Origin of the sequence: Hungatella effluvii (assembly GCF_003201875.1) — a bacterium.
Taxonomy (GTDB): Bacteria; Bacillota; Clostridia; order Lachnospirales; family Lachnospiraceae; genus Hungatella; species Hungatella effluvii.
Genome location: NZ_QJKD01000007.1, coordinates 217,135 through 237,031 on the forward strand (window position 1 = coordinate 217,135; position 19,897 = coordinate 237,031).

A 19,897-nucleotide genomic window follows, 5' to 3' on the forward strand; every position below is an offset into this window, starting at 1 on the left:
AGATGATATTCGTTACAGTAGGGACGCACGAGCAGCAATTTAATCGTTTGGTGCAAAAGATAGATGAATTAAAAAGAGACGGTGTAATTGAGGAAAAAGTTCTGATTCAAACCGGCTATTCTACATATGAACCAGAGTATTGTGAATGGAGTCAGTGGATTCCATACCCGAAGATGCTTGAAAATGTAAATAAAGCAAGAATCGTCGTCACCCACGGTGGCCCATCCAGCTTTATCATGCCACTTCAGGTTGGAAAAACTCCGATTGTGGTGCCAAGACAAGCGAAGTTTGATGAGCATGTAAATGATCATCAAGTGAAGTTTTGCAATGCAGTTGCAGAACGGTACGGTTCTATCTTCGTGGTAGAGAACATTTTAAAACTTGGCGAAGCTATCATGGGATATGAAGATCTCTTCAAAGCAATGCCGGGAAAGCAGGAAAGCAATAATGCCAAGTTCAATGCGGAACTTGAGAAGATTGTAGAGGAAATGCTGTGATACCCATTAAGGAGAAACTTAGGGAATTAAAGAATCCACCGGGGAAAATAGATGTAAATGAAATATATGACAGGCTTGTACCCTATAAATATGTTTCCTTTGATATTTTCGATACGCTAATAAAGAGAAAAGTAAATACTCCAGTGGACATTTTCAAAATCATGGAATTGTCTGTTGGAGATAATTTTGTATATAAGAGGATAGAGGCTGAGCGTAAAGCGAGAGAAAATTCTGCTCATGAGGAAGTAACTCTACAAGAAATTTACGATCATTATCCTGAGAAAAACAGCGGTTATGCTAAAAAAGAGTTGGAAATTGAACTGGATACAATAGTACCAAATATTCCAATGCTTGAAGTTTATCGCAGATGTGTTGCTGATGGAAAGAAAATCTTCATCACGACAGACATGTATTGGCCAATAGCATCAATAAAAAATCTTTTAAAGCAGGTTTGCGTTGATAAATACGAGAAGCTTTACCTTTCAAGTGAGGAACAGAAAACAAAGAAAACAGGATCCCTATTTAAGGAGATTCTTAAAGAACAGAATATTCGTCCAGAAGAACTCATTCATATTGGTGATCATCCTCAAAGCGATTATAAAGTTCCAAGGAATATCGGAATTGCTGCTATTCAGATTCCAAGAAGAACAAAAGAAATACAGTTCAGGGAAAAGTTGGAAGGGTTACAGAATAATTATCTTAATTCATTGATAAAAAACACCTACACGAGTGACCAGGATGCCTATTACGAATTTGGGTATGCACAATTTGGAAAACTGCTCTGGGGTTATTCTAGGTGGATTCATCAGAAAACGTTAGAAAAAGGAATAAGCGAATTATTCTTCTTTGCTAGAGATGGTTGGATCATGAAGCAAGCCTATGACATCTGTTTTGCTGATCCGACAATTCATACTCATTATTTAGAGGTGTCACGTCGTAGCCTAAGAGGACCAAACCTATGGATGGACTTCCACTACGATAAAGTGCTTGACATGGTTGTTAATTCGAAGCTCATATCTATAAGATCTATATTTGATGGGTTAGGATTGGAAATTGATAACTATAAAGAGCAATTATCAGATTTGGGAATTTCTAAAGATACTGTCTACGACAGAAGCACTATCCGAGATGATGAGAAACTGAAATACCTTATTCTATCATTAGAGAAAGAGATTGTAAGTAACTCCAAGATAGAATACGATGCCTTGAATGAATACTTAAAAACCAATGGGATATCCGGAAAATTTGGAATAATTGATATTGGATATGCTGGTAGTATGCAACGTTATCTGCAGCAGACTTTGAATCAACTGGGAATTGCCTACGAGATCTCAGGCTTTTATTTAGCAGTTGCTGATTACTATACAAAGAATGATTCGGTAGATAATCCGCTTGATTTAAATGGATATCTGTTCGATTTCAAACATGATCCGTCTGCTGTAGATACAAGAAGCTCTTATGTTGGACTTTTTGAAACCTTGTTCCTTGAACAGGACGGATCTGTGAAGCGATATATTCAGGTGGACGGAGGCGTTAAAGCTGAGCGTTATCCATATGAATACTATCGGGAAGGAAAACCTACACAGGATTTCTTAAAGATCAAGTCATTGCAACAGGGTGCAATGGATTTTGTAAAGGCAGCGGCTGCAGACAAGAATTTGGAGCGTTTTGATTACTCTGTTGATGATTTATTTTACGGAATTTATGAAAGTGGAGTAAATCCAGATAAGCATGATTTGGAGTTGTTTAGCGAAATTGAGTTTTATGATGAAGGTATTACAGCAAAACTCGCAGCGCCAAAGAGTTTAATGTTTTATCTTGGTCATGTGAGCCAACTAAAACGTGACTTTTTATCTTGTAGGTGGAAGATTGGATTTATGAAAAAGCTATTTAAGATCAATCTTCCATATCAAAAGATGTATCAAAAAATGAAGAGAGTTGAAAGCGAGTAATTATGGAAAAGCAGCCAAAACGCATACTCATAATTGGATTGACAGAGAGAATGGGTGGCGTAGAGACATTTATTTATAATACGACAACACATTCTGATAAAGCCAAATATAAATACGATTATCTCGTTCATGGTACAGATCACTGCGTATTTGAAGATGAGATAAACAAATATTATGACGATGGTGAGAAGCATATTTTCTTCGTAAAGAAATATAAAGAAGATCCATTGGGCTGCATCAGAGACTTGAAGAAATTTTACGTAGAAAATGGTCACAAATATGATTACGTCCATTTCCAATCGGGTTCGACAGCGGAAATTCTTTATGTTTATCCCTTCTGCAAAAAATACGACTTTAAAGTAATATCTCATAGTCATAACGGAAATGGATATTCGCCTGTTATAAACAATATTTTTCGCAGAATAGTCAATAAGATAACATCCAAAAGACTATCCTGTTCTGCAGAAGCAACGAGATGGTTCTTCGGTGACGAGTATATGAATAGTACGCAAATTATTGTCAATGGAGTCGATACAGATCGTTTCACATATAATGAGTCTGCACGTCAGAAAATCCGTAAACATTACGGTTTTTCGGATGAACTTGTTGTAGGACATATTGGAAGATTCTCCGAACAGAAAAACCATAAATTGATCCTTGGAATTTTCAAAGCCGTACTCGAAAAACAGTCAGATGCTAAGCTGCTGTTGGTCGGTGTAGGAGAATTGCAGGACAGTATAAAAGAATTGAGTAAATCTCTTGGGATTGACAGGTCAATTATATTTGCTGGAAAGCAGATGAGGACTGAGGATTATTACAGTGCATTCGATGTTTTTCTTATGCCCTCGTTATATGAAGGCCTTCCAATTGTTGGAGTGGAAGCGCAGTGTGAAGGATTGGAATGTCTATTCTCTGATCAGATTGATAAGCAAATTCTTATTACTGACAGAGCGAAGATGTTAGGACTGAATAATGCTCCAGAGGTGTGGAGTGATGCTATAGTTTCAGCGAACGTTAGTGACAGAACAAAATATTCAGATGAAATAAAAGCTTCTGGATATTCGTTGGCGGATACGGTGAAAACCTTAGAAAAGGTATATAAAGTATAAGAATTGTATGAGGTATAAAATGAAGAGAGTATTAACAGTAACATTGAAGATACTTAACCTTCCAAGAATAATAATAGCATATTTGCTGGTTAACTTTGCACGTGTTTCATCTCTCGTTGAAGGGAATATGAAAAGGTTAAATTATAGGTATGATGTGGCTGTAGATTCCTTTAGTGGAATGCTTGCTACATGTCTGTCAAGAGATCGAATATTTCAAGCGATATTAGAGCATCGTCTGACTGATTCAAATAAGATCTTTGGTTACATTTTTCGTATATATTTCCCAACTCTGGCGCAATGATATTGAAATTTGGTCAAAAATGGGGGGGGATTGGAGAAGGCTTTACAATATATCATGGCTATGGCTTAATTATCAATTGCTTGAAAACCGGTGGAATTTGTCAGTTTACCAAGGTGTGACTATTTAAAAAAAATGGAAGAGGCGAGGACGATTTACTAATAATTGGTGATAATGTGACGATATACTCGAATGCTGTGGTAGTTGGCAACATACATGTTGGTATAATGTGAAGATTGGGGCTTGCACCGTGGTGACAAAAGATGTACCGGAAAATAGTATTGTTTATTCTTCTATCCCATATATAAAATCCAACTGAAAGGTTGTAAAAGAATGAAAAAGGTAAGTATAATTGCTCCTGTATACAATGTTGAAAAATATATAAAGCGTTGCATTGATAGCATTTTAGAACAAACATACTCTGATATTGAAGTAATACTTGTGGATGATGGATCAAAGGACTCGACCGGGAAAATTTGTGATGAGTATGCGATATCAGATCAAAGGATCAAAGTAGTCCATAAAGAAAATGGAGGACTTGGAATTGCTCGTAATTCGGGGCTTGAGATGGCAACAGGAGATTTTGTCACATTTATTGACGGTGATGACAGCATTACGAATGACCATATTAAAAAGATGGTAAAAGCATTGGAGAAGGATGATGCAGATACATGTCTCGCTGGTCATACCAAGATTTATGCAGATAGCAGGGTTGAGCATATTAATGTTTGTGCAGGAAAAATATTCAAAGGTGAAGAAGTAAAAAATGAAATATTAACCAGAATGGTGGGAAGTAATCCAGACGGGAGTGACTATATTGAGATGTCAGTTTGTATGGTGCTTCTATCTAAGAAGATTATTGATGAGTTTGGCCTTAGATTTCATTCAGAGAGAGACTTCATCAGCGAAGATTTGATCTTTGACTTTGATTATTATCCGAGATCAAAAAAGGCTGTTGTTATAGACGATGTAGGATACTATTACTATGATAACGAAGGATCTTTGACTACTAAATACAATCCAAAGAGATTTGAAAAGCAAAAGGAGATGACGAGAGAGGTCATTGAGAGAGCTAAGTATATAGGAATCTATGAGAAGTGTGAGCAAAGGATTTTGAATACATTTGTCAGCATTTCTCGATACTGTATTAAGTTGGAGCAGAAGTTTTCTAACAACTCATATAAGACATATAAGACAAACGCAACAAAGATTTTAAAGGATGCTTTCTTACAGAAAGCCTTAACTGATATTGACAACGGAAATATCCCAATTAAATCGAGAATTGTTAATATAATGATGAATAGACAGTGGCGATTTTTATTGTGGCTCACTATGAGTTTTAAAAATCGTTATGGAATATAGAAGGAGTAGTTTTATGAAGATCAAGATAAATACAATAATCATACTCTTAAGTTGTTTGTTATTTGCATCTTCGCCATATTTAAGTCAGACAATTAACAATGTAGTGTTTTTGGTGGTTAGCTTAGTGCTGCTCATTTCAATGATTCAAAAGCAAATTTACCGGACCACTATAAAAGAGTGTATACCAATTATTGTTTTTTGTTGTATTACTGTTGTTTGTACAGTATTGAATCATGGAATGACAAGCAGAACCATTAATGCGATTGTAACAGGATTGAGATATGTGATGCTTTTTATGGCTTATTGTCAACTAAGCATAGAAACTTCAGCTCAGAAAGTTGCAGATACAGTTTTCAAGATTCTTTTTGTCGCAACAACAATAGAAGATTTGTGTGTGCTAATTACAAAGGGGTATGGAATAGTTAATGATGGAACTTTGGCATATTATTTGTTTGGAAACAAATTTGGAGTTTCATATTTGCATATGCTTACGTTATCACTTTTTCTGTTTCATATTTTTACTACACGAGGTTTTTTGATCAAGAAAAATGCATTTTGGATATACTTGGCATTCAGCGTTGCAATATGTATGATTGCTGATTGTAATACTGGGGTGATAGGCTGTGTTGTAATAGGAGGAATGACTTTTATTGCGGGGAAAAAAGATAGGTTTATAAAGATAATTGATAGTCCAATAATTTACTTAGTAATCTTTATTAGCTTGACATTTTTATTAGTAGGAACGGACGTTATTTTGAATAATAGATTTTTAGCTACGTTGCTACAAAAGTATTCTCATACTAATAAGATACTAACTGGTAGAGTGGATATGTACAAAATTGCGCTTTACACAATAGTTCAAAAGCCTGTTTGGGGTTATGGAATAAATAATACCATAGTATCAGACACATTGTCATGGGGAAACGCGCAAAATGGATTATTAAAAATGCTTTTGGATTATGGCCTAATTGGCACTGCAGCTTTTCTGAATGTTTGTTGGCGATCAATTTATCAGAGAGTGAGAGGAAATGTCAATGATATGGTATTCCCAATTTTGACATTTTTATATTCGATGGCTGTATGCTCAATGGTTGAGATCAATCTTTCAGGATATTATTTTGCGGGCCTAGCATTGGTCAATGCAGCACAAGCAAAAAAGTATTATGATGCAAAGAATCTAGTAGGAAATTGATATGGAAAACAATTTAAACGAGCAAACAACAAATGAGAAAATATCGGTCATTGTACCTGTATATAATGTTGAAGCGTTCTTAGAGAGATGCATAGAGAGCTTAATTAAACAGACTTATAGAAATATAGAAATTATTTTGGTTGATGATGGTTCTACAGATGGTAGCGGAGAAATCTGCCAAAAATATGCGTTGAGATATGAAAATGTATTCTACTATTTCAAAGAAAATGGTGGCTTGTCTGATGCGAGAAATTACGGAATAGTTCAAGCAACAGGACAGTATCTTGCTTTTGTTGATAGTGACGATTATGTTGACACACATATGTATCAATGTTTGCAGGCGGATATTGAGAAGTATAATGCAGACATTTCCACATGTGCTTTTCAAGAATTTACCGATGAGCCATTTGGGGATGATATAGGAATTGCTTCAAATGTTGAAGTTTTAAATAAAGAAGATGGAATTCGCTATTTGCTATTATCTGACAAATATTGTAATTACGCATGGAATAAGCTATATAAGAAAGATCTATTTGAAAAGATTAAATACCCAATAGGAATGAAAATGGAGGATTTGGGAACAACCTATCTGTTGTTTAATAAATGTAATGTAATTACATATAGGCCATTTAAGGCGTACTACTATTTCCAAAGGGAAAACAGCATAATTCACCGTGCTGATATACAGTTTTATATTGATAAGCTAAAGCTTAGCATGGAGCGATTCTATTTTATTAAAAAGATTTATCCTAGTATGATAGAAAACTATAATTTTATTCTTCGTACTATTTTTATAGATTATAAGTATCTTTGTGAGAATAGAGAAACCATGCTTAAAATCAAAAAACTAATAGATAATGATGTCCCAATTGAAATGACAAAAGGGTTATCAAAATTGCAAAGAATTAAATTTCTGATGTTAAAATATATACCACACTGTTATAGGCGGTTATTTGGAGTAGTTTAGCACAATGAAGGATTATATCAAGCAATTAGTTAAAATTAAACAGACCAGGATACATGATTTAGTTGAAAGCTTTTTTTGCAAAGACGTGGTGAAGTTTGCAAAGAGTGAGAAGTATGCGTTTGTCTTTTTTGCGGCAGATTACAATAATCTTGGAGATATAGCTATAACTACTGCGCAGGTTCGCTTTTTGCAGCAAATCTTTCCTACTTATAAAATAGTATGTGTCAAGCCTTCAGATACAATTAGATACTGTAAAAGTATAAAGAAGCTTTCAACTAATAATGTACTTGTGACCATTATCGGTGGCGGTAATAATGGATCATTATATGAATTTTTAGAAAGACCGAGAAGGTTCATCTTGAATGAACTAAAAGGATATAGGATAGTGTCGTTTCCACAGACAGTTTTTTATGGAACGAGTGAAAGAGATATTCCATATAAATATGCGTTTATTAAGGCTGCAAATAAATGTAGTCACTTAACTGTATTCGCAAGAGAAAGATATTCATTGAATAAGTACAGAGAACTGAAACTTGAAAAAGCAAAGGTAGATCTTGTTCCAGATATAGTCTTTTCCCTTGTCCCACCGAGATTAAATGATCATAGCGGAGATGGGATAGCATTAATGCTGAGAAATGATATAGAAAAAAATGTGGACGTGAAGCATCAAAAACAGATTATAGATTATTTAACTCTGACAAAGGATGAAAAAATCGAAAAAATGGATACATGGGGAGATAGTACAAAACTTTTTGATGATAAAACACTTATGAATTATTTGGAGAAGCTTTCACATAAGAAAATTGCCATAACGGATAGATTACATGGTATGATTTTTTGTTTTATTACACATACGCCATGTATTGTAATTGATTCAACGAATCCTAAAATCCTGTCTACATATGAAACGTGGCTAAGGAAGCAAAACTTTATAAAGATTATTAATACGAACGCTTCTATCCAGGAATTTATTTCGGCATATGAAAGTTTGGCGAAAAATATCAAGCCGGATGCTCAAATGCAAGAATTTAACTATTTGCCACTGATAGAAGCCTGTAAGGGAGAATAAAATGGAGCAGATAAAAAGATTTTTTGAATGCTTAATACCAGTAACGGTGTGTAATCTAAAATGTAGTTATTGCTATGTTATTCAACGTGATTATAGAAATATGAAACTAGCAACTATGAAGTATTCACCAGAACAGATTGCACAAGGGCTTACCAAGGAGCGACTTGGTGGAGTATGCTACTTCTCTATATGTGGCGCAGGTGAAACTCTAGCACAACCGGAAACGTTTCAAATAGCGAAATTATTGCTTCGGGAAGGGCATATTGTAAACATTACTACAAATGGAACTCTTACAAATAGATTCCATGAAATCGTCAATATAGACGAATGTGATAGAAAAAGACTACACTTTTCATTTTCATTACACTATTTGGAGTTGCAGCGTCTGCACTTGTTAGATAGATTTTTTGAAAATATTAAGCTTGTACATGAATATGGATGTTCATACATGGTTCAGCTAAATTTGTGTGATGAATATATTCCATTTCTTGATGAGATAAAGCAGGTATGTTTAAAAAATGTAGGTGCATATCCACAAATTGCAGCAACTAGAAAAGAAGGCCCAGGGATTAGAAAGATTCAACTTCATACAGAACTGAGTGAGGATGAATATAGAAAAATCGGAAATTCTTTTGATTCTGAGTTGTTCAAATACACCATGGAGAATTTCAATGTTAAAAGAAAAGAATTTTGCTATGCAGGAGAGCGGTCAGGTACATTAAATCTTGGGACTGGGATACTAACGAAGTGCTATGCAGATCCTAAAGGAATCGATATTTTTGAAAATATAAGCAAACCCATTAAATTGAATGTGATGGGGCATAATTGCGGCTGTGCATACTGCCTGAATTCTTCTCACTTCATGTCGCTAGGGGTAATAGATAATGACGATAAACGGACTTATGTATCAATAAGAGATAGAAGTGATGCACAGTGGTTTAATGATACCTTAAAATCCGCTCTTAGTCAGAAATTATGGGATAGTAATGAGAAATATTCTAGCAAAAAAATGATCATATCAAATTTGAAGCAAAAATTTAAAATGGCATTTTATAGGACACGCCATAAAGTAGTAATTTTAGTGAAGTGGGGTATAAGAAAATAACATTATGAGTAAGGCAAATGGATTGGTTAAGAATACTTTTATAATAAGTATTGGCAAAATCAGCACGCAGATCATTAGCTTTTTATTATTACCTTTGTATACTGCTAAAATCAGCACTGAAGATTATGGAAATGCTGATTTTATCATATCAATTGCTGCCTTTGTTGTTCCTTTTTTGACACTTTTATTAGAAGAGTCTATGTTCCGATTTCTGATAGACGCAAGGGATGATGGGGATAAAGAGAAAATTATTTCTCATACCTTTATTATATGTGCAGTAAATACGATGTTAATTTCAATAATATTTGGAATTATAATGTGCATTTCCCAATATAGTCTTGGTTTTTCAATTTGGATGTATTGTATTGCATCAGTATTTATTGCTCTTAGTAATGCACTTGCAAGGGGGAAGGGGGAGATTTTAACTTACTCAGTATCAAATTTTATAGCAAGTGTAATGACCATTGTTTTAAATCTAGTTTTTATTCTTGGCCTTCACTGGGGATTTCGAGCATTGATTCTTTCGGGAGTAATCGCAAATACGTTAGCTGCTTTATTTGTGTATTTTAGGTCTGATATTTTAAGGTATTTGAAATTTAGTAATATTGACTTGGGGTTAGTAAAAAAAATGCTGAAATATTCCATACCCCTAGTACCTAATACAATTAGTTGGGGAATTATTAATGTTTCGGATCGACTGGTATTAATGGGGATACTTGGTGCAAGTATTAACGGCTTATATTCTGTTGCTTACAAATTTCCCAATTTAATAAATACGTTTTATGGTTTTTTTGTGATTGCATGGAAAGAAACATCAGCAAAGATGGCAAAAGATAACGACTTTAGTGAGATGAAAAAAATCACGGAGACGGTAAATCTGATGTTGTTCTCGGTTACAATTCTAATGATTACAGGCATTAGATTTGTTTATCCACTATTTGTTAATAAGAATTATTGGGATGGTGTAATGGTCGTGCCACTATTATCGATAAGTGTATTCTATTCATCATTAGCTGGCTACATTGGGGGAATTTTTACTGCATTTAAAGATACAAAAATTCTTGGAACAACATCATTCGTTGCTGCAATTATCAATTTGCTTATAGATTTATGTTTAGTTAGACACTTTGGAATATTTGCTGCAGCAATTTCTACGCTAATTGCTTCAGTTTTTTTGTATTTTTACAGAGGATTACAGGTTCGAAAATATACACATTTTTTGAGTATAAAAGATATCGTATATATTTTATGTTTTATATGCCTTACATGCATCTTCTATGTAAATAAATCATCAGTAAATATTATCATTTTTGTGGTTTCAATTATGATATCTGTTTTACTTAATTATAGAATGGGATGTAAAATGGTTATTAAAACAAAAAATAAATTCTTAAAAAATCGCAGGTGAATTTAATGGGAAATGGAAATAAATTTCAAAAGCATGCATACTTGGTAATGGCATATGACAATTTTAAACAATTGGAGAAATTGATAAAAACCTTGGATGATGAGCGAAATGAAATATTTGTTCATATTGATAAGAAAACGAAGGTTTTTACAGAAACTGTTAAAAAAAAACTTATAGGCGGGGTGACTAAAGGAAGAATAGAAATCTACAATGAGATTGCAGTGTATTGGAGCCATTACAGCATAGTGGATTGTGAACTTTTCTTGCTTGAAAAAGCAGTAAAAAAACATAAATTTGAGTATTATCACCTTCTGAGTGGCCAATGCTATCCGATAAAAAGTCAAGAATATATTCATGACTTTTTTAAACAGCACAAAGGTAAAGAGTTTGTGGATTATCAGCAAAAGTTTTTTGAAAATCATTCGGATGTTATTTTAAAAAGAATAAAGTATTATCATCCATTCAGAAAATATTGTAGATTTTTCAAATATAAATGGATGAATGATTTTTTTCGAGGGCTAAATTTAGCTTTCGTAACTTTTCAAGAGTTTGTTTGTGTAGACCACTGTAAAAAAAATGATCTGGACATTTGTTACGGGTCTCAATGGTTTAGCATAACTGACAAATTCGCCCAATACATATTAGAACGAAGAAATTATATAAAAGCAGATTTCAAGTATTCAAATGCCCCTGACGAATTGTTTATGCAAACTATATTAAAGAGTTCTCCATTTCTCAAAAACTTATATAGAGAGACGAGCAATACATTCTATGGAAATATGAGATTGATTGATTTTCATAGAGGGAATCCATATACATATAGAAGTACGGACATTGAGGAGATTAAGATATCTGAGTATCTATTTGTTAGAAAGGTAGATGAGAGAATTGAACCAGGCATATTAGAACTAATTGCTAAAGAATGCAATCTTGAATGGAGTGAATCATAAAGGAGATAAGTCATGTTGTATAGAGTATTTCTCTCTACCAATATATATGATGAGCGGCCTATTCGTTTGACAATTCTGCATTTTAGAAGATGCAAGAAATTGCTTCGCAAGGGGAACTTGTACCTGTCACATATTCTGTTGTGGATGGCGAGTTATTCTTCTCCCAGACGGATCCTCCAGTTTGCCATACACTGACGATTGACAGCAAGACCATAACGTGTGAATTCCTGTTCCAGCTGGTAAAGCGAAACGGCATTTACATACTTGCCATTCATAATGGCAGTACCAAGTGAGACTGAAACCAGACTGCCATGCAGTAATGGCCTGGGATGAGGTGCTTTTATCATGTGTCCGTCTTGCTGGAATATACGCCGATATGATGTTCACTCACTTCAACTTTTGCCGGAACAAAGCGATACTGTCTGCTGATCGCGTCTGGAAGCTGTTTCCAGCCGTTTTCTCCAAATTCGGCTATAAGTTCTTCCTCAGTAATGTAATGAGGGATCACATGTATGGTAAGCCTGGAAATATCCTTATCTTTTTTGCCTGCCTGCTTTTTTGACTTGGAAGGTTTGGTCTCAAGGTCATCCGGTTCAGCTGCTTCAAGATCGCAGACAGCTTCTGCTTCATTAAAGAAAACAATTTTTCCATCTACTTTCATGAAGTGGATCTGATAGCGGTCCTCCATCTTTTCAGATGATCTTCCAAAACGATCCTGTTTCCCGAGGATGAACTGTTCCATCATGAGCTGCATATTCTCATTAAGAGAATGCACTTCTTTTATCATCTGTTGTGTTTGTTCCTGCTGACTTAAGAGCAGCTGAATTTGCACTACTTCCTGTGGCCTGCCGGCAGACTTTACAGGTTCAGGTATGCAGCAGGCTTTTTTTCGAAGCCTCCTGATTTAGTAATAGGAGGTACTAAGTGTGATGCGATGTTCCTGGCACCAGATGCGATCAGAATTACCACTGGACCGGCATTCATTAATAATGGCCAGCCACTCGTCGTCTGTATGACGAAGATATTTGTTTTCCATGCAGATTCACTTCCTAAGCTGAAAATTGGGAGCGAATGTTGCACTGGATCATACCGATTTGAAGTAAATAGATCCGAATACAAAAGCTGTAATACAGAAGAGATATCACTCCTTGGAATGGTTATCTCATAACAATTAGGGGGATGGTAGCCGGTGGATTATACCGCGCTTACGAGAATTTTATGTAGTTATATTAGAAGAACGCATAAAATAACCGGTTATCATTACAAAACAATTTATTCCCATTTTTCCGCTCCAGCAAAACGGCATCGCAAAAACAGATTTACCTATTAATATATTTTGACGATCTATTACGTCAAGTACTCCCGAGTTAACAATATAATGGTGTGCAACAATAATCAACATAGTAAGTATTCGTAGCAGTTCTATACCAGAATCTCGTTTTGTCCCCCGATTTATGGTAACTCTATCTTACAATCTTCAGTTTCCTCTAGATCCTTATTTTTTACTACTCAAAATAATCTCACAAATTCTATCTACATCATCCAATGACATATCTGCATACAATGGCAATGTAAGAACTCTCTTACTCAAATGAAGTGCGACAGGTGTATCATTTACATCATACTGTCCATGGAAACACTCAAAGCTATTAGTGATAGGATAGAAATACTTTCTTGCGCCAATCCCCTGTTCTGCAAGTGCCTCAAAAACCTCATTACGACTTGAACCAAATTCCTTCTCATCAAAAACTGCTGGAAAATAGGCATAGTTCGGAGTTACCCCATCTTGCACAGGATTAAGCTGAATTCCATCAGTGCCGTCCAGATGAGTACGATACCTTTCCACTATTTTCTTGCGCTTCGCTATTTCTTCATCAACATGACGCAGATTACAAAGTCCCATAGCTGCACAGAATTCGTTCATCTTGGCATTTGCACCTACTGCTTCAACTCTCTCTGGTCCGTGAATACCAAAGTTCTTCAGATTGTACAATGCTTCTCCGAATTCCTTATCGTGGAAACATACTGCGCCGCCTTCAATACTATTAAACACCTTCGTTGCATGAAAACTAAAGCAGGAAACATCACCAAAATCACCAATGCCTTTCCCCTTATAGCGAACTCCAAAAGTATGTGCGGCATCATAGATTACCTTCAAGCTGTACTTCTTTGCAATTCGTTCAATTTCCTCGATGTTACAGATATTTCCATATACATGAACAGAAACAATCGCACATGTCTTATCAGTAATTAGTTCCTCGATTTTTGTTACATCCATAGTAAAATCTACAGGATTGACATCACAAAATACCGGCGTCAGACCATTACGGACGATTGCATGGGTAGTAGATGCAAAAGTATATGGTGTCGTAATAACTTCTCCATGTAAATTAAGAGCCTGCATAGAAAGTTCCAGAGCCATATGTCCATTTGTTAATAAATCAATATGTTCGACTCCAAGATACTCTTCCAATTTTTCCTGTAATCCTCTATGCTTGGGTCCCATATTTGTCAGCCAATGGCTGTCCCACATTTCCTTAATTTCTTCTATGTACTCTTCTATTGGAGGCATGGAAGAACGTGTTACTAAAATTTTGCTATCCATTTTTAATTCTCCTTCAATTCTTTCCACATATAATAGGAATCTTTTGTCGCTTCTTCAATCACTTCATAGCCCATATACTTATAAAATGCAATTCCGTTAATATTAGACTTTCTCACTTCCAACTTGAAATTTCTCATTCCGTTTTCTAATGCCAGTTTTTCTGCCTTCTTCATCATTTCTTTTCCAACATGAAGACCACGGAAATTAGGATCCACTGACAAAAAGCTTAAATATGCTGTATAAGCATCTTTGTCATTCACATACATACCCAACAATCCCATTGGATTCTCGATGCCGTTTTTACAGGAAAGAATTGCTCCATGCGAACATATTTTTTGAGCGTAAGATTTAATATCAATTCCTCGTTCCAATAATGTAGGACTAAGAAATTTTTCAAAATACAGAAACTGTCTCTCTGCTTCATCCGCATCTAATATCTTACCAATATTCATCTGTGGCTCTATCTGTAAACGAACCATCTGAATATCTTTTTGTCCCATAATATTAACTCGCTCTGTTAATACACTTTTTTCCACAGATTCATTATTCAGCCATTTCACGATAGCCAATGGCAGATTCACCCCTGCCATATGGCTAAACGGATAACCGCCACCAAATCGGGCATTCATTTCAAGAACATAACATTTATCTTCTACAACAAACACATCTACGTCCAAGTTAGCTCTATGGTGCATCACACAACTCAGTTTTTCACCCAATCGCTTTAATTCCGGTTTATCAACCGTCACAGCACAATCTGTTTCACCTGAACGCATCGCATATTTCATTTTTGCAATTGTAGTAACATAGTTACAATTCAAATCGTCAATGACATCCAATCCATATTCCTGTCCTTTTAGTTTTTCCTGAATCAAAATACTTTTTTCAATATCAACAGCCGACTCATATTTCAAATATGTATTTTGTATATTTCTCATAGTCTTCGCATAGAAAATGCGAAGCTCTTCTTCATTTTCTGCTTCAAATACAGCAATCGAGCCCATTCCCCAACGTGGCTTTACCATAACAGGGTAGGACACACACCCATTGTGTAAACTGCTGATTGCATCATCTAAAGAAATAAATGTTACTGGAATATCAATTCCCTTCTCTTTTAAATAACAGAAAGTCTTCCACTTATCGTTGCAGATTTCGATTGTTTCATAATCAGACACAATAACCGTTGTTCCAATTTCTTCAAACCGCTCCTTGTTTTTTGCAAGAATCGGAAGATCAATATCAAATAGAGAAATCACTGCGTCTATATGATTGCTTTTACAGTATTCAAGCAAAAAAGAAATATATTCCGAATCATAAATCAGTGGAGTAACTACCGATTTATCAGCTACAAGAAACGCTGGAGAAACTGATGAGCTATTAGCCACATGAACTTCTCCGCTATCCCCCAAAGTCTCCTTAAAATATTGAACCAAATAACTTCTTCTTCCTACCGATGTAAATAAAATATTCATATTACTTTTGTCTCCTTTTTATTTGCCTTGTTCCAGTAAATGGATATTATCAAAAAAAAGTGGTGTTCCTCCAGTATGAATAAAAAGAATATTTGCATTCTTAATTCCATTTTTCTTCAAATATTCCAGCATTCCATAAAATCCTTTTCCTGTGTACGTGGAATCTAAAGGAATTCCATTACATACAAACATGGAGCGTATCGTATCCTTAATTCCATCTGAATATTTTCCATACCCACCAGACAAATAATCATCCTCCACACAGATCTCAGGATATTCTTCAATCAATATCTGATTTTCCAGGGAAAATGCATCCAGATAGTTTTTAATCACTTCTATTTCCTGCTCACTTTTTCTAGCTACAGAAATACCAATTACCTTTTGATTGCTTCTTCTTGCAATCAACTTCCCTGCCAGCAAACCAGACTGTGTCATCCCGGTTCCTGTCGGAAGAAAAATGTAATCGAAACGAATTCCCATTTGCTCTTCCTGTTCCAAAATTTCGCGATATACTTTTTCATAAGCACGTACTGGGACAGCTTCATTACCATGTCCAAATTTATCACCATAAATATAGTATGGCTTCATTCCATTCAACTCACATTCCTGTATTACACTTTCCACAGCCTCTGCAACTTTTTGTTTTTCGCATTCATGAAAATGTGCACCACACGCATGTACCATATAACTGTTGTTCGTTACAATCCGACTTCCATCATCATCTGCCGGAGATATGATATGGCATACCCCACCCCGATAAGAATTGACGTTTGCCAGTGCTCTGCTCAAATTTGATCTTGCATTTCCATAACCAATCATGCAATTTTTACCTTTGATATCCATATCAGAATAAAACTCCTGTGCAATGCGAGCTTTATTGCCGCCAAATGAAAACGGAAGCAGATCATCTCTTTTCACATATATGTCCAGATTATCTAAATCTGTTTTGCACATTACAATCGGTGTCCTTTCCATTTTCATTGCTCCTCCCAAGAATTATTTAGCCTTAATATCAAATGGACATCTTTAGGACGAGGCTTACTTGAGACAACATATCTTTCAAATCCCACTTTTTCATATATACGAATTGCAGCCTCATTTCGAGAATCCGAATACAAATGAACTGCAGTCAGCCCTTCTGAGAATGCAATCTCCGAAAATTCCCGTACAAGTCTGACTGCCATACCACGCCCTAGGTACTCCTGTCTCGTTGCTACTACAGAAATATGTGCCATATCGTTAACTACATTATTTGTATATCCAACAACCATAGAACAAATTTCGTTGTTTTCTATTTCGGCGCATATTTTTGCCTTTTCAACAAACTTTTCCGTTAAATTTTCTAAATCCTGCTTATGCAAAAGCGGTACCGGAAAAGATTCATCTATCTCTTTCAAAAATGAAAGCATCGCCTCTCGGCTCATTCCTTTTATATACAACAGCCACGCCCCATTCTTTACTCTAAGTTTATATTATTTCTTCACTATTTTTCTAATCAATACTAAGCACTCATCAAAGACATCTATACGAAATACCTTTGATTCCACAATGTAAATAAAGCCTCCGCAGAGCACCTGCAAAGCAATAATCGTAATCTTTGGTAAAACTAAGTATTGAATCGGCCAAATTATTGCCCCCATCAAACTGGACATCAAGAAAAACGGAAGTATATCTGTAATCTGCTCTTTGAATGAATAATTCAATAACTTCTTGTTTGGGAAGGCATTTACTGCTGCACTGAGCGGACCTGTAGCCATATATCCCACTGCAATTGCGAATACACCAAACGGCAAAGCAACAACAATAGAAATAACACCCATTATTTTTTTGATAATCTCTAATTTCAAGAGCATATCACTTCTACCCATTGCCTTAATTGCATTTAGATTAGCTGTATGAATTGGCCACAATACATATGTAAAACAGAAGATTCGCAAATATGGCACACAAGGTAACCATTTATCTGTCAAAATCAGTGATACAAGCGGTTCTGCAACGATTGCCAATCCAAACATCAATGGCCACATAATATAGCTACTTGTACGGATTGCCTTCCTAGTCATTGTCTTAACTCTGGAACGATTATCCTGTTCCTGAGACATTGATGGTAACAACACGCTATCAATAGAGGAATTGATATTTATTACTATCAAATTCGGAAATTGTTTTCCTTTATTATAAAAAGCCAAATCTGATGCGGAATAAAATTTACCAATAATCAAACTACGGATATTATTATAAACTGTATCCAACAAAGACGACGCTAGTATTTTCCAGCCAAATGAAAGTAACCCTTTTAACCTTTCCCATGAAAATACCTTTTTCGGACGCCACTTAACCGTCAGCCATAGAATCAATGTATCAATAGTAGTGTTGGATAACTGTTGTGCCACAATAGCCCATAAACCAAAACCAGCATACGCTAAAGCTACGCCGAGAAATGCCGAAAAAATCGTACCGCCTAGTGTTGCAAAAAAGAATCTTTTGAATAGCATATTTTTTGACACATATGATTGTTGTATACCTTTAACACCTGAAATCACAATTGTCAAACTGATAACACGAATAATCGGTGTAAGAGAATCGTCATTATAGAATCCTGCAATTAACGGTGCCGTAATAAACATTACCGCATAGAGTATTAGACAAACAACAAAATTGAAATAAAATACCGACGAAAAGTCCAAATCATCAGCATCCTTTTTTTGAATCAATGCTGTACCCAAACCACTATCCACAAATACTTGCAGGATTGTCATAAAGACTGTGATAAGAGCAATCTGACCGTAATCTTCTGGCGCAAGAATACGCGCCAGAACAATGGAAACAACAAATGTTACCAGCTGTGCACCACAACGTTCCGCAAAGCGCCATATAAAATTTGAAACCGTTTTACGTGCTCTTTTATCATTCATTCTTTTCCCCTTTTTTTCTCAGAATATATTTTGCTATTTGGGGTGATAGAGTTCCTATAAAAATAATAGCCTTTCTTTTATTGCTCTGCTGTTTAAAAATCTGTCTATGCTCAAATTTCAAAAGCCTTTTATATTCGCCTTGTAAATATAAAATCTCAAAAGTATAATTTTGAATTGCGTATTGAAAATCAGCATGATATTGGTAATCTGTAAATTTATCAAAATTCTCGTGTCCCGCTATCATTTTTTTTAAATGGCTAATTTTTCTTGTTACATCCTGTAGATTTGTCATTACACCTCCACTATTTGTACGGTAGCAAGACATACTTTTAGGTATATAATAGCATTTTCCTTTATGAAGAGAAAATAATACAAGCGGCAAATCCCCTACAGGATACACATTGTTATACTCTTGAACATACTTCTTGATAACCTCTGTTCTTATAAAGTAGCTGCTTGTTTGAAACAGCCACCCAATAGAACATAACTCCATTTTAATATATTCTTGCGCAGTAATCGCCCCACCTTTTATATTAACTGGTGGAAATGATCTATTTATTCTTTCGCCTGTATTAGATACACATTGCGTATTATGAACACAAATCGCGCAATCCGTATGTTTTTGGAGAGCCTCATACTGAAGTTGAAGTTTGTTAGAGTCTGACCAATAATCGTCTCCCTCACAGAATGCAACATATTTTCCCATCACTCGTGGATAGTTAAACATGATATTGGGGTTATTCCCTTTGCTAAACTGATTTTCTGTTTGTAAAATCGGCTTTATTGTCTCAGGATAATTTTTTTGATACTTTCTGATAATATCTTGTGTTTTATCCTTTGACGCATCATCATGTATCAAAATCTCATAGTTAAATGTTGTTTTTTGTGCCAACAAACTTTCTAACATTTTTGCAATATACTTCTCTTGATTGTATGCAATACAAACAACGGAAACTTCTATATCATTTTGCTTTACTTTCATTTCTTTTCTCCTGT

18 protein-coding genes and 1 pseudogene are annotated in these 19,897 nt (G+C 35.2%); 11 read left to right on the top strand and 8 right to left on the bottom strand.

The window, feature by feature from the left end; all coding sequences use genetic code 11:
• Positions 1–2 precede the first annotated feature (2 nt).
• From DFR60_RS15130 to DFR60_RS15180, 11 genes are all read left to right on the top strand, one after another.
• Positions 3–497 carry a glycosyltransferase gene (locus tag DFR60_RS15130; protein WP_110323633.1) on the top strand — a complete coding sequence of 165 codons (495 nt, stop codon included), beginning with the start codon at positions 3–5 and terminating at the stop codon, positions 495–497.
• Positions 494–2,449, top strand: coding sequence for a glycosyltransferase (locus DFR60_RS15135; RefSeq protein WP_110323634.1), 1,956 nt, complete (start codon positions 494–496; stop codon positions 2,447–2,449). The genes DFR60_RS15130 and DFR60_RS15135 overlap by 4 nt, the downstream gene beginning before the upstream one ends.
• A 2-nt stretch (positions 2,450–2,451) precedes the next feature.
• Positions 2,452–3,558 (top strand): glycosyltransferase, encoded by a 1,107-nt coding sequence (locus DFR60_RS15140; protein WP_207659537.1) that lies wholly within the window; start codon positions 2,452–2,454, stop codon positions 3,556–3,558.
• A gap of 19 nt (positions 3,559–3,577) precedes the next feature.
• Positions 3,578–3,859 (top strand): hypothetical protein, encoded by a 282-nt coding sequence (locus DFR60_RS15145; protein ID WP_110323635.1) that lies wholly within the window; start codon positions 3,578–3,580, stop codon positions 3,857–3,859.
• A 330-nt stretch (positions 3,860–4,189) separates the two neighbouring features.
• Entirely contained in the window at positions 4,190–5,218 is a 1,029-nt protein-coding gene (locus DFR60_RS15150) for a glycosyltransferase family 2 protein (protein WP_110323636.1), read from the top strand.
• A 13-nt stretch (positions 5,219–5,231) separates the two neighbouring features.
• Positions 5,232–6,410, top strand: a complete 1,179-nt coding sequence (locus DFR60_RS15155; RefSeq protein ID WP_167437607.1) for an O-antigen ligase family protein — start codon at positions 5,232–5,234, stop codon at positions 6,408–6,410.
• Between the two features lies 1 nt (position 6,411).
• Positions 6,412–7,377: a glycosyltransferase gene (locus DFR60_RS15160; RefSeq protein WP_110323638.1), complete on the top strand. Its 966-nt coding sequence runs from the start codon at positions 6,412–6,414 to the stop codon at positions 7,375–7,377.
• 4 nt (positions 7,378–7,381) lie between these two features.
• Positions 7,382–8,446 (top strand): polysaccharide pyruvyl transferase family protein, encoded by a 1,065-nt coding sequence (locus DFR60_RS15165; protein WP_110323639.1) that lies wholly within the window; start codon positions 7,382–7,384, stop codon positions 8,444–8,446.
• Position 8,447: 1 nt separating this feature from the next.
• Positions 8,448–9,551 (top strand): radical SAM protein, encoded by a 1,104-nt coding sequence (locus DFR60_RS15170; RefSeq protein WP_110323640.1) that lies wholly within the window; start codon positions 8,448–8,450, stop codon positions 9,549–9,551.
• Between the two features lie 4 nt (positions 9,552–9,555).
• Positions 9,556–10,959 (top strand): lipopolysaccharide biosynthesis protein, encoded by a 1,404-nt coding sequence (locus DFR60_RS15175; RefSeq protein ID WP_110323641.1) that lies wholly within the window; start codon positions 9,556–9,558, stop codon positions 10,957–10,959.
• 5 nt (positions 10,960–10,964) lie between these two features.
• Complete coding sequence (locus DFR60_RS15180; RefSeq protein WP_110323642.1) at positions 10,965–11,909, top strand: beta-1,6-N-acetylglucosaminyltransferase; 945 nt, start codon at positions 10,965–10,967, stop codon at positions 11,907–11,909.
• Between the two features lie 155 nt (positions 11,910–12,064).
• Here DFR60_RS15180 and DFR60_RS31455 read toward each other — a convergent pair.
• From DFR60_RS31455 to DFR60_RS15220, 8 genes and pseudogenes are all read right to left on the bottom strand, one after another.
• A pseudogene (locus tag DFR60_RS31455) lies at positions 12,065–12,783 on the bottom strand (IS66 family transposase); the annotation flags it as partial.
• Between the two features lie 30 nt (positions 12,784–12,813).
• A complete protein-coding gene (tnpA, locus tag DFR60_RS31460) occupies positions 12,814–12,945 on the bottom strand; it encodes an IS66 family insertion sequence element accessory protein TnpA (RefSeq protein ID WP_432764117.1) in 132 nt (43 codons plus the stop codon).
• Between the two features lie 459 nt (positions 12,946–13,404).
• Positions 13,405–14,532 (bottom strand): DegT/DnrJ/EryC1/StrS family aminotransferase, encoded by a 1,128-nt coding sequence (locus tag DFR60_RS15195; protein WP_432764118.1) that lies wholly within the window; start codon positions 14,530–14,532, stop codon positions 13,405–13,407.
• A complete protein-coding gene (locus tag DFR60_RS30915; RefSeq protein WP_110323645.1) occupies positions 14,517–15,986 on the bottom strand; it encodes a GNAT family N-acetyltransferase in 1,470 nt (489 codons plus the stop codon). Before DFR60_RS30915 ends, DFR60_RS15195 begins: the two co-directional genes overlap by 16 nt.
• Positions 15,987–16,004: 18 nt before the next feature.
• Positions 16,005–16,967, bottom strand: coding sequence for a 1-aminocyclopropane-1-carboxylate deaminase/D-cysteine desulfhydrase (locus tag DFR60_RS15205; RefSeq protein WP_207659538.1), 963 nt, complete (start codon positions 16,965–16,967; stop codon positions 16,005–16,007).
• Positions 16,964–17,425 (bottom strand): GNAT family N-acetyltransferase, encoded by a 462-nt coding sequence (locus DFR60_RS15210; protein WP_110323646.1) that lies wholly within the window; start codon positions 17,423–17,425, stop codon positions 16,964–16,966. Before DFR60_RS15210 ends, DFR60_RS15205 begins: the two co-directional genes overlap by 4 nt.
• A gap of 33 nt (positions 17,426–17,458) precedes the next feature.
• Positions 17,459–18,901: a lipopolysaccharide biosynthesis protein gene (locus tag DFR60_RS15215; protein WP_110323647.1), complete on the bottom strand. Its 1,443-nt coding sequence runs from the start codon at positions 18,899–18,901 to the stop codon at positions 17,459–17,461.
• A complete protein-coding gene (locus tag DFR60_RS15220; protein ID WP_110323648.1) occupies positions 18,894–19,883 on the bottom strand; it encodes a glycosyltransferase family 2 protein in 990 nt (329 codons plus the stop codon). The genes DFR60_RS15215 and DFR60_RS15220 overlap by 8 nt, the downstream gene beginning before the upstream one ends.
• Between the last annotated feature and the right edge of the window lie 14 nt (positions 19,884–19,897).